The organism is Pantoea sp. Ae19-2 (assembly GCF_059801205.1).
Map to the genome: position 1 here is coordinate 2,687,902 of NZ_JBCHWE010000001.1, position 17,015 is coordinate 2,704,916.

The window sequence follows — 17,015 nt, forward strand, 5'->3', positions numbered from 1 at the left end:
AGTATCAACCTATATCATGACTGGTCACACTTTAAAATCCGACAACAAAGCAATCTTCAAACACCATAAGCGTAGAAAATCAGTGCAATATAAAAAACTCTGGATAGCCATAAGAAAAAAAAATTCTTAGTTAACTTTAAATTCAGAAAAAACTCTTTAATTAATTTCACCCTGGTTTTACTATAACTAATTCCGGAAAAAAACCTACAATGCACAAAAAGAAACAACATCGCAAAAGAAACAACGACACCTTCATACAAAGCAGTTACATCATGATTTTTACTATAAGCAGAAAATCTACTCAGTAATATAATCATAGCCATCGCTAGTGAGGGGACGTTCGATTTAAAACCTGAACCAAAAAACATAAAATCGAAAAAAAGAAAGGTATCTCTTCCTATTTTAACCCCCCCCAATTCCTTATATATAAAATGAACAAAAAATGCAAAAAACACAATCATAAAAATTAACATTAAAAATATGGAAGTGTAATGTAAATCATTTAAACTCATAACTATAAATCTCGCTAGTAGCTGTCCCATTTAAATCAACGCCACGAATCTCCGTTGCGCTAATCCCCCAAGATGGTCCAATACCAAATGAAAAACCCAATCCATCCTTGTTTCCAGTTGCACTAAAGGAAAAAACCCCACCACCTAAATTAAATGAATAATCACGATCAGGACTCCCTAATACTCCTGGAAAATAAGGACCAAAACTTAACCCAACTGATGCACCTGCATGTGCACCAAAGCCATATATATCTCCACCAGTTACTGATAAATGTCTATTGTCTATAGAACCAGTAATGGTATAACCGACGGCGGCAGCAACGTCTCCATTAACCTGAACTACCGTGGTGACTTTGCCCTCAGCTCCTAAAGAGGGCCCTTCTCCAGTAGCAATTTGTTTTAATCCATCTTGATTTTTATCGGGTGATAAATCGTTATCTAAAGCATACTTGTTCCATGAAGAAACTGCCTTACCATAATCCATACCTCCTGATGGCAATATATTATTCCAGCCATCACTGAAGGAATTATTCTCAACCGCATTCTTACCCGCCAGCGCCCCCGTCGCCGCACCCGCCGTGCTCCCGCTGCTCACACCCGCAGCGATTCCCGATGCCAGCGTCGCCAGCGCGCTCAGGTTCGCCTTCTGCTCCGGGCTCAGTTTATCACTGTCTGCCGTGCCGTAAAGCGCCAGTGCGATGGCCGGCGCCGCCAGTTCCCCCGTTACCGCGCCGGTGGCGCCTGCGGCTGCACTGCCCCCGCTCAGCTCAGCGACCACGCCGCCCAGCAGCGCGTGCGCCATCAGGTTATTCAGTTTCTGTGTGTCTGTCAGTTCACCGTAGGGCGCATTACCGGTGGTCAGTTCCTTGACCTTCGCGGCCAGATAAGGGGCCGCGCCCTGCGCCAGTGCGGCCCTGATGTCGCCGCCCGCCAGCGCCTGCAGAGCATTAACCACCGCGTTGACGCCCGTCCGTACGCTTCCGCCCATGTCCGCGCCCTGCCGGACAATCGCCTGGTCATAGGCCAGCTGCCATGCCTTGCTGACCACCGCCTGCCTGCTGTTGTCGACGTTCGGATCCTTTTCATGCGCCTCATCCAGCATTGCGCTGGCCTGCGCTTCCAGCGCAGTACGCGTATCCGTATCCGCCAGGCTGGCCGTGGCGGCGCGCGTGGCCCGGGCGGCTTCATGCGTGTTGTAAACGTCAAGCGCCTGGGTGACAACGTCGTTGACCAGTTGCGCCTGCTGCAGGCGGCGCTGCTCTTTCTCTTTGTCGAAAATCGGGCTGATGCTGCCGTCGTTGGCATGCTCCGTGTCGCGGCTCAGGCCGGACAAATCCTGCTGCTGCGCATCCCGGTTGCGGATAATGATATTGCCGTCGCTGACCGCCGCTTTTGTGCTGCCCTCAGCGTGCCCACTACCTCCGGCAGCACTGATTGGAAGTGCACTGACGTTGCTTAACAGATTGGAACCAATGGGGCCACCGCTGTTGAAACCTGCGCTCTGATGCTCAGATTTATAGTCGGCCTGATTCTGAATATCGCTCCAGCCCAGGGTGCCGGTATCCAGAACATTGCGGTCTTTGTCCGCCGTGCTGGCAATGACAGCCCCGTCGAGCTGCGTGTGGTTCCCCACGGTGATCTGATAGCCACCTTTACCGGCAAACAATCCCGTCTGCTCTTTAACCGAGTCGAAATTGCTGTGGATTTTATCTTTGGATACGTTGACGTTTGCTGAACCGGTCATCGAACCAAACGTAAAGCTGCCACCCGCGCTGGCGCTCTGCTGTTTTGAGTCATAGCGGTCACTATCCTGCTCACTGGCGAGCGTCAGGTTCCGTCCAACATCCGCCTTGATGGTTTCTCCGTTAACCTGAGCCCCTTTCAAAGTGGTGTCACGGCCACTCTTCAAATTGATCCCGCCGCCTGCATCCAGCGTAGTTTCGTTATGCGTCAGCGAGTTGCCGTTTTCACGGCCCTTACTGCTGTTGACGCTGGCAGAGACGGTAATGCCATAGCCGCCTGATCCGACACCGATACCAATGCCAACCGATCCGCCTTTACTACTGTTTTTATTGTCGGTCTGTTGTGTATTTTGCGATGACAGCAGATTGATATCGCGGGCAGCGTCCAGCGTCATCTCCCCGCCCGCTTTCATCTGGGTACCGGCGAGCGTAATATCACCGCTCTGTTCGCCTTTGTTTTTACCGGTCGCCGTGATAGCGATATTTCTGCCTGCATTGAGTGTGCTTCCCTGCGCCTGACTGCTCTGGCTGTGAGACTCGCTTTTCGATGACTGGCTACCGTATGAGAGCGTGATACCAACGGTATTTTTCGCGCCCTGAGCCGCATTATCAGCCTTGGGATCGATCCCCGCCGCCGCATTTTTGGCGTTTGCCGCCTCGGTAAGAGCGCTGTCGTTCTCATAAGCCGCTGCTGCCTGCGCGCCGCTCAGCGCGGCTTTAGTTCCCTGCAGCGCACGGAGTCGTCCATCACCCTCTTTTCTTGCCTGCTGTGCCACGCTGACAGCCGTGTTCAGGGCGCTACCCACCGTACCCGACAGCGCCAGCGTAAAGCCACTCTGTTTAGACTCAAATGTTTCCGTGCGGTTATTGCGGTCAAAACCCGAGTCAATGTCTACACTGTCGCCGCTCAGGTTAAGATCTTTACCGGCTATCAGATCTGCGCCGCCAATATGCAGTTTATTCCCTGCGGTGATATTAACGTTCCCCTGGCTGCTGCCGATGGTGCTGAAGCTCTGGCTCTGAACGATCTCGTCTTCATTAACTTCATGACGCGTTGACTGTTTGCCGACCGTAAAGCCAATCCCCCCGCTGCCCATCAGGCCGCTCTTTTTCTTTTCTTCCAGAAGATAGTGATAACCGGTTTCGGTAGCGGCAGAAATATCGACATTGTTTCCCGCCTGCAAATCCACATTCTGATCGGCGGCGATGGCTGATCCACTTACAGTGAGATCGTTTCCGGCATCAATCGTGACACTGTTGCCGCTTATCAGCGTGCCTTTTTCACGCGTCACACGATCGTCCTGCACTGTATGACTGCTTTTCTTACTCAGGAAACCTTTCTTCTCAGAACGTTCATCCAGATAACGTGATTCACGCTCCGTCGCACTATTGAGCGTGATGTCGTGTTTAGCCTGAAGGGCGATTGCCCCCTCCTCGCTATGCAGGGTACTGCCAGTCACTGTGATGTCACCCGTGCGGGCAATCGTTGTAATGCCATGCTGTGCACTGAGCGTACTGCCGATCACGTCTTCTTTTGAAGTCTCTTCTATACGCGTATGGTTTTTGTTACTCGACTGCTCATTATCGTAGGCATGTGTTGAGCTTCGAACCTCTTTGATGGTGACATTTTCCGCACCAATCCCAATGGCCCCTGCTTTACTGTCAATCTGCGCACCTTCGGCAAGCAGTTCCTTGCCAGCAATGATCGTCACACCTTTATCGCCACCCAATGTACTGAGGTAAAGCTGATCTTCTTCACGGCTGTTGCTGACAGAAGAAGTCCGGCTATTCGCTTCGACATGCGTGCTGTTGGTGGTTTTATCCGCTAATAAACGGACATTGCCGCCCGCCTGAAGCACCGTTTGCCCGCCCGCCTGAGCCTGACTGCCCTGCAGCGTGATGTCTTTACCGGCTTTCATGACCAGATTGCCGCCCGCTTTCAGCTCACTGCCCTGGGCAAGCTGCCATTCACCGCTGACCTGCGCCATGCGCTGGCCAGCCTCTTCGGTTCCCGCACCACTGCGATTACCCATGGCCCCAGATATGACATCAATATTGGCTTTGTAGCTTGCCTTCGCAGCACTAATCTCCAGATTGTCACGCGCACTGAGCGCCAGATTGTCCGTTGCGCTAATCTTCGCGCCCTGCAGACGAATGTCATTGCCGCTGAGGCTGATATCGCCCGCACTCATGCTCGCCTGCCGTAAAGCTTCCTGCAGATTAGTGCTCATGCTCAGGCTGTCTGCATGCACGTTGATGCTTTCTGCTTTGATATCGCCACTCTGATGAGAAAACGCTGAGGCATCAATGCTCAGGGCCTTATCTGCCAGCAGATTACCCGCGTTGGTTACGCTGTTAGCAGAGAGCTGCAGATCGCCCCCCGCGATGAGTGCCCCGTCGCCAGTCAGGCGCAGCGTGGACTGGGCCAGATAGACCTTCGGCACCCAAACCGTCTGCGGGCCGTTCTCGGTATTGACCGTTTCGCTTACCAGCCAGACAATATCCTGCTGTAATGAGGCGATCTGTTCCGGTGTTAACGCCACGCCGGGCACCAGATGGAAATCCTGCGCCACTTTCACACCGTTATTCATCAGCGCCTGGTACTGGGCCATTGCATCCTCACCGTGCACCGACTGACGGCCGGTCAGGCTCAGCACCTGATCCCGTACCAGCTTCTGCTCATAAAACCCGTCACCCAGACGCTTATGCACCGCCGCCGGGTCATAACCCACGCGCGAAAGCAGATAATCGCTGCTGATAAACTGGGTCCGGCTGGTAAAGCGCGCGTCGGTGACCACCAGGTAAGGGCTTCCGCTGGCCGGAAACTGGCGGAACAGGCCGTTATTGGGAATGCTCGTCGCCACGCTTGCCAGATGCTGTCTGGCCGTGAAGGCCAGTTCCGCTGGAAGCAGCGGACGTCCGGGCAAAGAAGGCTGGCCTGTGGCGATCTGCCCACCAGCTTGCAGTTGGGTATCGGCATGTTGTCCGCTTGCGCCATTCACGCTAAACGCCAGGGGGTTACGCTCCCATTCTGCGCGCTCCGCGTCCACGGCCTTTAGCGCCGCTTCAACGCTGCTGATTTGCGCCTGATTGACAGTGGTATTCGAGATACTGGTCCCGGTGATGCTCACACGGCCATTACCAGAGATAATGCCATCAATGGTTTGTAGCGCCGTGGTGCCATCATAGTGTGAGGTGGGATACCAGTGATTTGTGTCTCTGTCATAGTGGTCCACGAGGGTTTCAATACGGTGTTCGTTAACCGAGTAACCTCGGTTATCCACGCTACCGCCACCGTCAATCCCCAGATTGCCGTTCGCTGTGATAACACTCGCATCGTTGAGCAACTGACTGCCAACATGCAGAGCCATATTGCCCCCGGCCAACATACGCGCGCCTGTGCCTTCGGATATAAGACGATCACGCGTTAAAGAGCCGGTTACCGTGCGCTCGCGTAAATTATTGTAGTCATTGACATTAGGCGCAGTGAAGATATCAATATGTTTATTGGGATCCCACGTTAATACCTGCGTCCTGTCATGCTCCCAATGGAAACCGTTTTGATAGGGAGTGGGGATGACCGCAAGCTGATTCTCTCCGCGCGTTTCGTAAAATGTCATGGCGTAGCTACCGTCGCCGTTCGGTCTGAGCGCCAGGTAATTGACCCACAGGTCGATCAGTTGACCGGTGTTGTCTTTGACCCGCACCTGCGCGCGCTTACCGGCCTCATCAATAGCCATTAGGGTGCCATAACGATTGTTTTGCGCCTCAGCACCATTGCCAAAAGTCAGCTGTTGGGTGGTCGGTGCCAGCGTATTTTTATCGTTGTTGACCCACATTCCATAGGATCGCCAGTAATAGTTATAGCGATGCCATTTATACGATTCGGACTCTGCATCACGGGCGATATTTAATCCGATGCGCTGATTGATTAAACGTTGTGCGTTTACCGTGAGATCACCGCTGGCCTCAATGGCACTTGCCCGGTTTTCAATCAGGTCGTTACTGCCCAGTTGCATATTGCCACTGCTGAACAGCAACGCCCCGTCACGGTTCGTCAGCCGCTCGTTGCCGCGCAGGTTAAGCGACTGGGTCGCCGCGATAACCCCACCCGCGCCGTAGTTATCAATAATGCGGGCGTTAACGGTGATGTTGTCGCCCATCACCGCCTTGGGGTTGTCCAGCGTGTCAACGTTAAGCGTCATCGTGTCAGCTTCAACACGGCCACGGTTGGTGAATTGTCCTGTTGTAATCTGCATGATTTTACTAACCAGCGTGCCCGGGTTAGTAAAATGCGCACTGGTAAGGTTCAGGTTACCAGGCAGCAGCCAGTCATTCAGGTTGGTAAACATGCCCGCGACCGACATCGTGAGCGTGCCATTACTGGTTAGAATATCACTGGCCCGCTGGACATAATCCTGCTGTACGCCCAACGTAAAGTCCTGCTGGCTTTGCAGTTTTCCGCCCTGGTTGTCCAGCGTACGCGCATTAACCGCCATCGTTGCACCACTCTGCACAACGCCGTTCTGGTTTAGTAGAGCTAATGAAGGCGCGGAGAAAGCGAGCCGGGCAAAACGTGCATTACTGCCATTGTTAATATTGAGTGGCCCATTTGCTACGATGCTGCCCTGGCGGTTATCCAGCAGTGACAGCCCTGCCAGCGTCATCGCCCCCGCACTTTGCAGTCGACCTGCGCTGTTATTCAACTCGTTGGCCGAGATGCCCGTACGCGTGGTGCCCAGAATCAGGCCGCCATCGTTGTTATCCAGTGTGCTGCCCTGCACATCCAGCGCCCCCTGGCTGCTGATTGTTCCCCGGCTGGCATTGGTGATTTGCGCCGCCGTGATGATCATATCCTGGGTCGAAACTAACTGGCCGCCCTGGTTACTGACCACGTTACCGTTCAGCGTCAGGCCGCGGCCGCTATGAATTTTGCCCTGTTGGTTATTCAGCGTATCAATACGATAAATGCCGGTTCCCTGGCTTATCAGAGTGCCCGCCGCGTTATCAAGTTGCGCCGCGGTGACGCCAAGATCGTCAAGGCTACTGATCGTGCCTTGCTGATTATTGATATGACTGGCGCTGACCTGCTGGACGCCATTGCTGCGTAACGCGCCGCCCTGGTTGCTGAGCTCGCCTGTCAGATTGAGCGTTAACTGCTGCTGGCTGGCGATCGAACCCGCATCGTTTTGCAATGAGCGGGCTGCAAGCGTCAGGCTTTCTCCGCTCTGCACTTTGCCCTGTTGATTACTCAGCGTGTCACTGAAAAGAAGATGAAGCTGTTTCTGACTGTAAAGCAGGCCATTCTGGGTATTGTCCAGCATCTGTGCCGCAAGGTTTAACGCTTCGCCCGCCAGCCACTGACCACCGGCATTATTAATGGCACCCGTGCTCGCCCCGTTATCATCGCCGCGTGCATCCAGCTGCGTTTGGGCGCTGATTTTACCCGCGCGATTGTCGATTCCCTGCGTCACTCTCATCGTCAACGCGGCAGCAGCCTGCAGCAGCCCCTGTTGGTTATTCAGCGCAGCCGCGTTAAGCCATGCCGACTGCTCGCTTTGCACGCTGCCCAGCGTATTAGCGAAATGACCTGTGGTGGCGCGCCATTCTCCCTGGCTTCCCATCCAGCCTTGCTCGTTTGCAATATTCCCCGCCGTCAGTTTCTGAGATAGCTGGCTGAAAATACGCCCATTACTGTTGTCCAGTTGGCCACTGAACTGCATCTCAAGGCCGCCAAGGGAATTGATTTTGCCGCCAGCATTGGTGAGACTGCCTGCGCGCAGGACCGTTTGACCACCGCCCGTGATTTGACCGTCCTGATTATTGACGTCAGCGGCCAGATCAAACGAGAGAGCATCCTGTCCCAGCACAATGCCCTGCGCGCGGTTGGTCAGTAGCCCACCCGTGACTGACAGGTTGTTTCCACTCTGCAACGAACCGCCATCATTATTAAATAAGCTGGTTGTGGCACCTTGCCACGTCAGGTCTTTTTGCGCAGTCAGTTTGCCACCCTGGTTGATAACATCCCCAGCACTGTCTAACCGCAGCGCGCCACCAGACTGAAGCCTGCCGTTTGTGTTATCAAAATCGTGCGTGGCGGCAATAACAGCCTTGCCGCCTTGTGCCGTGCCCTGCTGATTTTTCCAGTTGCCCTGGGTACTGGCATCAAGTGTCTCACCCGCTTCAAGCAAACCGAGAGTGTTATCCAGAGCCTGCTGTGCCCGCACGTGCAGGCCGTTATCCGCAATGATTTTTCCTTGCGTGTTATCGAGTTGACCGGCGGTGAGATCGAGATCGGCCGCGCTGATGCCGCCGTTCAGATTATTCAGCATACCTTCGGTAGAAAGGTTGAGCATCTGGCCGGCTGCCAACAGTCCCTGCGCGTTATCGAGCTCGTTTTTCGCATCAAGGATCACCGACCGACCGCCAATGACTTTCCCTTTGTCATTTGACAGGTTCTGTACACCTAACGTCAGCGCGCTGCCGCTGATTTCACCCGCAGCGTTATTCACTTCACCACTCGCTTTAAGCACGAGCAGATCGCCAGACAGCAACTTGCCTTGGGTGTTGTTGAGATTTCTCGCAGATAGCTTTAACTGGGTTTCGCTCTGTACCGTGCCGCCCTGGTTGTTCCAGCTCCCCTCGGTATGAACGTCTGCATTCTGCCCGGCGGCGATAAGGCCCTGGTGATTGTCGAGACTCTGCTGTGCGTCAAGCGCCAGGCCCTGCTGACTCAGGATCTGACCTTGTGCATTATCAAGCTGTTGAGCGGTGATTTTTACTGCCTCACCATTAAGCACACCGGCATGGTTAACCAGCGTCTCCGCCTGCAGCGTGACGTTATTGCCCGCCAGGAGCCTGCCTTCGCTGTTATCGAGCGCGTGTTTAGCATCGACCTGCAGAGAGAGCATACTTTTAACCGAACCACCGAGATTGGTGAGGCTTCCGGTGCTCAACGCCATATTCCCGTTACTGCCCAGTTCACCCGCACGGTTGTCGATCAGCCCTGTCACATGCCACTGCTGATCGCTTCCGTCGAGTGCAACCAGTCTGCCGTTCTGGTTAGTCAGCGCGCCCGCATTCAGGTTAAGGCGCTGTGCCTCTATCGTACCGCCGGTATTATCAAGCTGGTTTTGCAGCGTAAAACGGTTATCTCCGGTGCCCGTCTGCGACCAGACCGCCTGCTGATTAAACAGGTTGTCTGCATTAACGTCCCAGTTACCAGCCTTAATCTCTGCCTGTCGCGCATCCACGTCGCCCGTGCTGCTGATATGCAAGTTCTGGCTGTCGACCCTGGTTTTATTTAACCCAACCCCTTCTTTCTGGGCGGTGACTGTTGCCTGTTTCGCAGCCAGCTGTCCTTCACTAAGATCAACGCGTTTACCAGACAGGGTGACATTCTTTTTGCTCAACAGGCTACCTGTTGAGCGAACAGTTTCCTGGCTGCTCAGCGAGAGGTCGGCTTCGCGGTTGAGCATGCTGTTCACATCACTGCCCGCCAGCAGATGACCGCTGTTTTCAATCCCGCCAGCGGCAGTTAGCTGAACATCGCCAGCGGCCGCCATCGTCCCGGACTGCTTAATCTCTCCAGTGCGGCTCTGTACGTTGAGTGTGCCACCGCTGTGAAGTTTGCCCGCATGTTCGATATTGTCTTTGGCGATCAGGGTGACGGACTCACCCGCCTGTGTCACTGCCTCTTGCTTGCCCGATTGCCACACCAGACGGCCTTCGCTACTGACGGTAAGGGTTTTTCCGGCCTGTAACTGCCCGCCTTGATTACGCACACCAACGCCGGCTTCGGTGCCGATCATACGAATCTGGCCGCTGTACATTCCCCCCATATCGCCCATGTCTATCGCTAACTCAGGCTTACCGCCATCCTGGCCGGAGGAAGGCGTCACGGTGTTGCCATCCGCGCTGACAGTGTTTTTTCCCGCGACGACGTTGATCTTCTCTTTCGCCCAGACGCCCGCATTAACTTCCACGGCGCGCGCAAGCACATCAACGTATTCGGTGTCATGCCGCGAGTCGCCATTTAGGCCCCCGCCTTCAATGCGCACGACACCGCGCTCAACCTGATAACCTGCAATACTGCCGTCGGCATTGAGCTGCGGTTTACCGGTGGTAAGCGTCATCCTGCCTGCGTTGATGGTGCCACAGCCATTACAAACAATACCTGAAGGGTTGGCGACGATAACCTGCGCACGGCCACCAGCTACTTCCATATAGCCCCGAAGCTGGCTGGGATTGTTACTGTTAACTTCGTTCAGAATGACCCGGGCGGCCGCACCATTGGGATTGATATTGGGATTGCCCTGAATCATGCCCGCCATTTGCGTAGAGGTCATGACCGCAGAGTTATTAAGAATGGCGCCTTTTTGGTCAACGTCGAACTGGCTGTACTGGTTATGGGAAACGCCCGCCTGATTTGGCGCGGTGATGTTAACCTGTGGCAGGCCATTTTGCGTATTGATCACCTCAGGGCGCAGAGCTGCTGCGGCATTGCCATCTGCAACGATACCGTCAGCAAGTGCCTGACCGTTAAACAGCATCAGACTTATGAGCCATCCAGAACGACGCAGTGTTACCCAGACGCGCGCGGCTCCCGTCCCACGCGTCTGGCCCGGTTCATTACTGCAGCTACGGGCCAGTTCAGAAACAGCGCGAAGTTCACCGTGCGTACGGCTGAAGATCAGGCGGTAACAATGTTTGTTCATATAATTTGGCTTCTCAAATCCATGAGGTCTGAATCGTGGTCATAATGGGGCAAGGCATCATAGTTCGACGTTAATGCTGAATCCTGCTGTCGCACCTGAGGTATGAAAACTGTCGGGTTTCATCAGCGGAATGCCAGCAAACAGGTCGTAACTTACGCGCCTTATCAGTGTGCCTCTGATGCCCGCTGCGGCGCCCACCAGTTGATGTCCAACCAAATAACGCGTGCCTGGCCCATCAACGCGACCGTAATCCGCTGCAAGATAAAATTCATGGCCACTGGTAAAAACGTTCCAACCCAACTCATTTCGCCAGATAAGGCCTTTTTCCCCAGACAGCATCTGCTCGCCGTCAAAACCGCGAACCGAATAACGCCCGGCAATTGCCAGCCTTTCCTGAGGCGTGAGCGCACTACTACTCCACTGCCCACGCAGCGTGGTGTAATAGCGTAACGGCTGATTTAGCAGCGAGAAGGGTTGGTTAAGGCCAATGTCCCCAAATAACATGCCCGCACGTGCGCTACCGCTTTGAGTCGCCTCTTCTGGTGCAGGTGTTGCCCCCCAGGCACCGGTGCCGTGCCGCCAGTTGATACTGCCATCCAGCGTGGCGCTGCCCAGATAAGTGCGCTGGCTTAATCCCAGCTCCCAACCGGCTGTTCGCCGCCGCTGTTGATCAATATCAATATCATTAACGGCGTTTGAGGAACGACGGCGATAAGTGCGTACATTGAGCGTGGTTTTATTGGACTGGTCGCGGTACAGCAGTCTTGATATCGTCAATACGACGCTTTCACTTTTACCGTCATAGCTCAGGATTTCGTTCGCGTTAGGGATATTCTGGTGATAGGTGTAATCGTTATAGTTTGCCGAGAAAGCCCAGTAGCCAACGGGGAAAAAGTAATTCACCGCCTGGGAATGGTTACCAAAGGGTCCCTGCTCGAACATATTTTTTCCGAAGCTGGCATAAAACAGATCGTTCTGGGCCAGAGGGGAATCGATGGCCAGGGTAGCCGTTCCCAAATAGCGGCCGGTGCTTTCAGAACCGCTGTCATCAAGCCCGATGTTCAGTCGGACGGGACGCGATTCCTGCCAGTTCACCACGAGATCACTGGTGGATTCTTGTTCGCCGGGGACAATTTTGATATCCGCTGCCGCACTGGGAACGCGCTTGAAATTTTCGAGTCCCTGCTCGACATCACGCAGATTGAGGATGTCACCGCGAGAAGCGGGCACGGCATTCCATAACCGACCGCGCCATGATACGTCCTTGTTGAAGCGAACGTTTGCCACTCTGCCCGGCTGGATCGTGAGCGTCAGTGTGCCTTTGGTCAGATCCTGCTCCTGAGCCATGACGCGCGTGGTGACATAGCCTTTAGCCAGGATCGCATTTTGGACTTTTTTGATTACCAGCATAATGCCCTGCCCGCCCAGGCAGCGCCCTCTGGCGTCAGCTACGGCATTCAAGGCCCATTGAAATTGTTGTGATGCATCCCCCTGTAGCGCAATAGTGCTAATGACAAAGCAGGGTTTTTCATCAGAGGGGTAATCCGGCAGGGCAGCGTCAGGACGCTCAAGACGAATATCCGCACGCGGCGCATTTTGCTCACGCAGAATACGCGCACGTTCCAGCTGGCGCTGTTGCTCATTTGCGTCGATACCCGTAGCCGTATTTAAGACTTCGCCATCTGCCGCTGAAACAGGCAAAGGTAAGAGTGCTCCTGTCAAAAACAACAGCGCGGGCACACCGCCCATAAAACCACAGGCAATGAGAAAAGTCCTTTTAACGTTAACTTTCATTCTGTAAATCGTAATGATATGTAACAAAGGCGCGCATTATTCATGCCGTAAAATAAAAAAACAAGCCCTGAGTTAAGAGTTATTGATGAGTGAGGCCCGCCAGACTGGGTTTTCAGGGCGATCTGCAGGAACATCAGAATGAGCGATTGCCTATATCAAAAAAGAATAAATTATCTCTTATTTACAGTGAGTTATCTTGATTTTTCACATAATTTCCAGTCCACAAAAGCTCCAGAAAATTGAGTTCATGTATGAGGTAGCTTACCGATTCAGACGCGTGCTTTATTTTTTTCTAATGTAAAACAGACGTAAATCCTGCCTTAACTCTGTTTTAACGAAGATTAAAAATGCCAGCGATCTGTTCAGATCCCAGCCGTAATAACCGAGGCGCCCATTACGCAAAGATTTGAAAGGAAATATTCTTTTTACCCTGCATGGCAAAATAAATCTATTCACCTCAGGTGATCGTGCTGCTGTATAAAAAGTTTATCGGAAAAACAGATTGCTCTGTTTAGCTTTAGCCTGGCACCGTTTAAAAGAGACTGTATTTAACTGACGATACAGGATAACACGAGGCGTTTTTTTTAATTTTCACTTTGTTAATAAATAAGGGTAATTAGCGAGAAGCAAATCAACATGACGATTGTACCTTAACCATCACCTGCGGATAATTTATAACTTTCGCCGTGATAACTCACCCAAGTCGCACTAAAATATTTCCTGCCCCCTAAAACTTATTTACCCAGCCTTGCCTCCGTGCAATAAGCACATTCACGTGACCGTTTAAAAGGGCAACCACGTGATGAGACCAATGTTAGTGCGGACATGGAGGGCCCTTCCGGGCACGCGATTTCACTGTACCTGTTTCCTGATACAGCTACTGCGCGAATGCGAGGAACACAGGGTAAAAAAGGCAGACATCATTTTTACGCCTTCTTCTACATTCAGAATGTGACAGCCATTTTAGGAATGGCATAGCAATATTTTCCATGGCTTTATTAACAGTATGTACTTATTTATCCACCAGCCCTATGATTTGGCTGTGTCACCTGGACACGGTGGAGGTCGATATGAGAAATTTCGGTTTCGTCGTTCTTGGTTTGGTGGGTTTCTCTGCATTCAGCGTTGCTTTTTGCACACTTTGCTTAACCACCGCCGGTGTGTTGCATTAATCGTACCTGAATGCCCCCGACATGGCCCTTGGTGGCCATTTTATTTTTTAAATATTTAACGTTAACGCCATCACCTTGCCTTCTTCGCTTGCTAAAATTGTCATAATAAAACGCCCCTTTGCAGGACACTTAGCGACAGCATGTTGGCGACAAAATTAAATGCTGTCTTTTTTTAGGGTCAAATGCGGCTGATTATGCTTGTGGCCTTTGCCGCGCGTGTTCCTTCTGCTAACGTTGTTATGAAAACGACAATTTCAGACAAGGCAAGCTATGAATCAGTATGACAACCTCTGGAATGCTATCGAGACGCGCGTTAAGCAGAATAATGATGCCACGACGCTGGATATGGGCAATTCCGAAAATGTTTTTGTAAATCAAATCAGGCAACGGACAGCACAGATTTTCATTCTTGAAATCATTCTGGACAAGCATCGCAAACAATTTGGTACGCGCTATTTTCCCTTGTCGGGAGATGAAGCGCTTTATCATCTGATCTTTACGCGTACAAACTGGTTACCCGCGCAAATCAGAACGCTTTCGCTTTCCGATGCCCTGTTTGTTATTGCTGAACTGTTTCGTGACGGTAATCTTCAGGAGGGCGTAAAAAACTTTCTTGGCACCCAGGGGCTGCGCAATGTCTCCTATTCTGTAGATGAGTTCTCTGACAGAGACTGGGCACCAAAAGAAAATGAAGTTCATCTGTCGCTTCCCTGAGTGCAGATTTTATTGAAATAGCCGATGTAACGAATCTTTACTCGCCTGCAAAATGACTTCAGGCGAGTTAAGCATGAAAAATACTGGCTTATCTGTTCAGTCGATAAAGTTGGTAATTCTCTTCGTTATCCGCAGGCCGCTCCCCTTGCCAGACCAACGTCCCGTCGACAAACTCCTCAGGATGTCTTTTATCATGTTGCAGGAGTAGCCAGTTACAGCGGTAGGCGCCTCTGTGCTTCCCTTCTCGCAGCGTTACCAGCCCATCGTAATATTCCAGTAAAGCCCGTTGTGGTTCGCCAAGATGCCGGCTCGCGACACATTCATCCCTTGGCAACCATGCCCGCAGCGGGAGAAAAACATCAGAATAACGCTTGGTGTAATCCAGATACGGCATGCCCAGCGTCATGGCCAACACCCAGCACAGCGTGATGCAACTGGTAAAAATTGATAAGGGACTTTCCCGGCAGGTGCGATTCAAAAACACCAGCCCGCTCAGCAATAAAGTAGCCAGTAATGCTGCTGCAAACATCACTGATGAAATCTGGGGCGTAAATCCGGGCGCACCCTGTGCCACCCATTTATTCCACAGTGGCGCAGGCCAGCCGGTCATCAGGATGATGCCCGCCCCCCACATCACCGTTGGAAGCAGGCAGAATAAGCCGAGTGTCCATGACCGCAACTTTATCGTCCAGAGGGTTTTCTGCTGACAGGTACCTGCTGCCAGTATGGCCAACGGCAGTAGCAGCGGCATGGCGTAAAGCTCCCGCGCGTCAGATGCACTCGACAGAGTGACAAAACCGGCTAAAAAAAACGTTACCAGTACCATTGCGGATGCGCTGATGCCGGTTTTCCAACTGCGCCAGAGCCACCACGCAGCCATCGGCAATGCAGGAAAGGCATACCAGGGAAGCAGTTTAAAGTAAAAGAAGTGTTTCGCTTTAGGCCCGAGCTTAGCGGTACCGTCAAAACGGCCAAAATTATTGACCAGTAGCCAGGTTGAAAACAGCTTTTCAGAACGCATCCAGAGCGCATACAGCCACGGCACTACCAGCGGGCAAAAGACCAGAAACGCGATAGCACAAAAAACGATATAGCGTCTGCTACGAAACGCTGTATTCATCAAAGGTAACGTCAGCGCTGTCAGTCCCAATATGCCCGGGCCGAGAAGCCCTTTAGAGAGAAACATCACCGCTGCGCCAATGCCCAGTATCGCGCCACCCAGCACATGGCGGCGAATCCCCAAAATGAAACCATAAATGCCAATAGCGCCGCCTGCCAGCAACGCGGTATCGGTAATCATTTGGTGTGCCCGGACAGGAAAGCCCAAACAGGCAAACAGGATAAGCACCGCCCAACGGCCAGCCCCTTTGCCATAGAGCTCACGGGAAGTCATTGCGATAGCGTAACAGGCAAGACTAATAAACAGGCCCGTTGTCAGACGTGCCGCATCGGGCTCACCCAGGACCGGGCTGAACAGCCTGAGGAAGAAAGAGGCCACAACAAAGTAGAGCGGCGGCTTTTCCATAAAAGGTTCGCCGGCCAGGGTTGGCACAACCCAGTCCCCACTCTGGGCAATGTGGCGAATCAACCCAAAGGTATAGGCTTCGTCAGGCTTCCACGGTTCATGGCCCACCAGCCCCGGCAGCAGCCAGCAGGCGAAAATAACCAGGCATAGTAAGAGTGGGATTTGCTGTGACGCGGGTAAAAAAAGTCGATGACGGTAAGCGTACGTGTCACTTATGTGCATTGAAGTTCGCGGTAAAAATGACTCCGGACCTGCCGCCCGCGGAACAGGAAAGACTCTCTGGTAGTTACGGGTATTCACGATTAACGCGCCTGCCTTGCCTGCTTTTTAAACTCTGAATTCGGCTATGTCTGTTGCGGTTTTTAAGGCACGGTTTTTCATAGCATTATGCCGTTTCAGCTTGCTCTCACCGTTATTCCTTCATTGACTTTCCCTACCCTGAATGCCGCATCACTTCCTATGCGTTTTAAGATGTAACAGACAGGTTAGACATGAGTATTCAGAAGGTGTGCCTTTAAACATCTGACAGCAAATAAGATAAGGAATGGGGAATAAACAGCGCATCAACGTATTCTGTATAGCGATAACGTCTCATTTGTAGAGAGTAGAAATGAATTTAGGGTCAGGCTGACGTTAATGCGCAGGGGGCCAAACACAACGGACCAATCTGGTTGCATACGCAACACGCACAGGCATTTGAGAGATAAAATGACCAGGTTAAGCCTTCAATTTCGCGCTGACAGGCATTTATGTCCGAAACAACTTAAAAAAACCTGTCAGGGTTCAGCACAGTATCTCCGTTTGTCGCCACATCCGGCCTTGAACCGGCCAGAGTCTCT

At 52.5% G+C, this 17,015-nt stretch carries 5 protein-coding genes; 1 reads left to right on the forward strand and 4 read right to left on the reverse strand.

The window, feature by feature from the left end:
- Positions 1–56: 56 nt before the first annotated feature.
- Genes AAIE03_RS12525 through AAIE03_RS12535 form a run of 3 tightly spaced genes read right to left on the reverse strand, consistent with a single transcriptional unit; the run spans position 57 to position 12,720 of the window.
- Positions 57–512, reverse strand: coding sequence for a hypothetical protein (locus tag AAIE03_RS12525; protein ID WP_042676644.1), 456 nt, complete (start codon positions 510–512; stop codon positions 57–59).
- Positions 499–10,971 (reverse strand): hemagglutinin repeat-containing protein, encoded by a 10,473-nt coding sequence (locus AAIE03_RS12530; RefSeq protein ID WP_498563022.1) that lies wholly within the window; start codon positions 10,969–10,971, stop codon positions 499–501. The genes AAIE03_RS12525 and AAIE03_RS12530 overlap by 14 nt, the downstream gene beginning before the upstream one ends.
- A 57-nt stretch (positions 10,972–11,028) precedes the next feature.
- Positions 11,029–12,720, reverse strand: coding sequence for a ShlB/FhaC/HecB family hemolysin secretion/activation protein (locus tag AAIE03_RS12535; protein WP_019106610.1), 1,692 nt, complete (start codon positions 12,718–12,720; stop codon positions 11,029–11,031).
- 1,487 nt (positions 12,721–14,207) lie between these two features.
- Between AAIE03_RS12535 and AAIE03_RS12540 the strand changes: the two genes are divergently transcribed.
- A complete protein-coding gene (locus tag AAIE03_RS12540) occupies positions 14,208–14,651 on the forward strand; it encodes an ECs1072 family phage-associated protein (RefSeq protein WP_013024960.1) in 444 nt (147 codons plus the stop codon).
- Positions 14,652–14,739: 88 nt separating this feature from the next.
- On the opposite strand, the gene AAIE03_RS12545 is transcribed toward AAIE03_RS12540, so the two are convergent.
- Positions 14,740–16,398, reverse strand: a complete 1,659-nt coding sequence (locus AAIE03_RS12545; RefSeq protein WP_498563023.1) for an ArnT family glycosyltransferase — start codon at positions 16,396–16,398, stop codon at positions 14,740–14,742.
- Between the last annotated feature and the right edge of the window lie 617 nt (positions 16,399–17,015).